The sequence below is a fragment of the Kitasatospora sp. NPDC058048 genome, from assembly GCF_042885555.1.
Classification (GTDB): Bacteria; Actinomycetota; Actinomycetes; order Streptomycetales; family Streptomycetaceae; genus Kitasatospora; species Kitasatospora lactacystinica.
Genome location: NZ_JBHVRT010000052.1, coordinates 67,847 through 69,977 on the forward strand (window position 1 = coordinate 67,847; position 2,131 = coordinate 69,977).

General features: G+C 75.4%; 1 protein-coding gene and 1 pseudogene. Both read left to right on the forward strand.

Annotation, left to right across the window (positions count from 1 at the left end; genetic code table 11):
- A pseudogene (locus ACFVVA_RS37150) lies at nucleotides 1-823 on the forward strand (hypothetical protein); the annotation flags it as partial.
- Nucleotides 824-849: 26 nt separating this feature from the next.
- Nucleotides 850-2,079, forward strand: a complete 1,230-nt coding sequence (locus tag ACFVVA_RS37155) for a hypothetical protein (RefSeq protein WP_387695122.1) — start codon at nucleotides 850-852, stop codon at nucleotides 2,077-2,079.
- Nucleotides 2,080-2,131 lie beyond the last annotated feature (52 nt).

Here is a 2,131-nt window from a genome sequence, read left to right on the forward strand (position 1 = left end):
GTACGAGCGCCGGCCGACGTGGCGCGAGCGCCTGTACGGAGAGCTGACGGACGAGGAACTGCAGGCCGCCCACACGTCCGCGCTGACGCAAGCCCAGCAGGCCGCCGCGGCCGCCGCCGAGGCGATCGGCCAGGCCGCCGAGAAGCAGGGCCGGGCCGAGGCCGGCACCGGTGCCACCGCCCAGGCCGTCCAGGCCCAGGCCGAAGCCCTTCAGCAGCGCGCGGAGGCCGTCCAGGCCCTGGCCGAGCTCGCCCCGGAGATCGAGGCGACCGGAGCTCAGGCGATCGAACTTCGCGCCCGGTTGGCCGAAGCCGAGTCCGGCGCGGGGTCGCGCTGGCGGGGCCCGCGGGAGCGCGCCGCCGCCGAGGCCGCGGCGCTCCGCTCCCAGTTGGAGCAGGTCACCCGACGGCTGGTCGAGCTGGATATCCGGCGTGAGCGGCTGGACCGGCTCGCCGGCCCGGTGCCGACCCGCGCCGGCGCCGTCCAGCAGTGGGAGACCACCGCCCGCGCGCTGCCGCAGATGCTTACCCAGGCCCGCAGCAGCGATCTGCAGGACGCCGAACTGACCCAGGCGACCGTGCACGCCCTGCAGCAGCGCGCGGCCGAAGCCCGGGCCAGCGTCGAGACCCTGGCGGCCGAGCAGCAGATCAGGACCGAGCTGCAGCCCGCCGACTCCCTCACCGAGGGGCTGCAGCGTACGGCGGCCCGCATCACCGCCGCCGCCGACGCGCGCCGCGAGCAGGACGCGGCGTACGAGTACGGGTACGAGTACACCGATCAGGAGTGGGACCGGTCCGCCGATGACGGCGGCCGCAGCAGGTAGCACGCTGACCAGAAGGGGCAGCACCAATGGCCGAGGACCGATACGAGCAGTACCACGAGGTAGTGCGGAGGGTGGCCGGGCCGCGCGCCGCCGTGCTGATCGGCGACCCGGCGTGGCCCGCCCTCGGGGCGACCCTGGCGCGGGTCGAGCGAGCCGGCCACGACCCGGTGACCGTGCTCGGACGCGCCGTCGAACAGAGCCGCATCACCCCTGCCGTGCGCTCCGTCCCCGCGCTGCTGGCGTGGCGCATCAACCAGGACATTCCCGCCGACCCGGCCACGGCGCGGCCGCAGACGTTCGATCCCGAGAGCGTCCGGACGCCCGTGCGGCCCGACCCCGTCAGGGAGGCCGACGAGAGCGGCATCCCGCCGTGGCTCGAGCGGCCGCACGGCACGGTCCCGGACGCCGAGCTGCAAAGCCGGCTCGCCGACGTACGGTCAGCCGCGATCCAGGCCGGCCGCGACGCCAGCCGGGCCACCGAGCAGGCCACCACCGCCATGGAGGTAGCGCGCTCCCGCCGCGGACCGGTCGTCACCGCGCTGACCGAGCGGTACGCCGCTCTGAGCACCCGGGCCGGGGCGGTCGAGGAACTGCAGGCGCTGGACCGCGAGTACCGCGAGGTGCGGCAGGTCGGAGGCCTCGGGGACCGCACCCCCGACCAACTACAGGCCCAACTCGCTGCAGTGGAAGGCCGGTTGAGGGACCGGGCGATGTTTGGGCTGCTGCACGCCGTCCGGGGCCAGGAGCGGCGCGAGCTGGTGGCCGAGGCCGGCGTACTGCGTGACTACATCGACAACACCGCCCCCCGACTCGCCGAACTCGACTCCCGCCGGGCCGAGCTGGGGGCCGCCGCCGGTCCCGAGGCCACCAGGGCCGCGGCCTACTCCGAGTGGTTGGTGATGGACCGCACCCTGCCGCAGATGCTGGACACCGCCAGGGACAGCGACGTGGCGGCGGCCGAGCGAGAGCGCTACCGGGCCGAGCGGCTGGAGGAGCGAGCCGGCGCCCTGGCCGAGGAGTACGACCAACTGGCCACCGAGGACGCGTCCCGCACGGTTCTGCCCCGAGGTCGGGCCGAGGCAGAGGAGGCGGGCCGGACCAGCCTCATCGAGGAGGTGGCCACCCTGGCAGTCGTGACCGTGGTGGCCAGCGCCGCCGCGGGGGCGGCCGCCGCGGCCGCCGCGGCGGAAGCCGCCGAAATCGCGTACGACATCACCACCGGCGTGGACGCCGCCGGCACGGGGATCAGCATGTAGAGCGTTCGTCTCCCAGAGACGGCGGTGGCCCCGACTCGAACGAGTCGGGGCC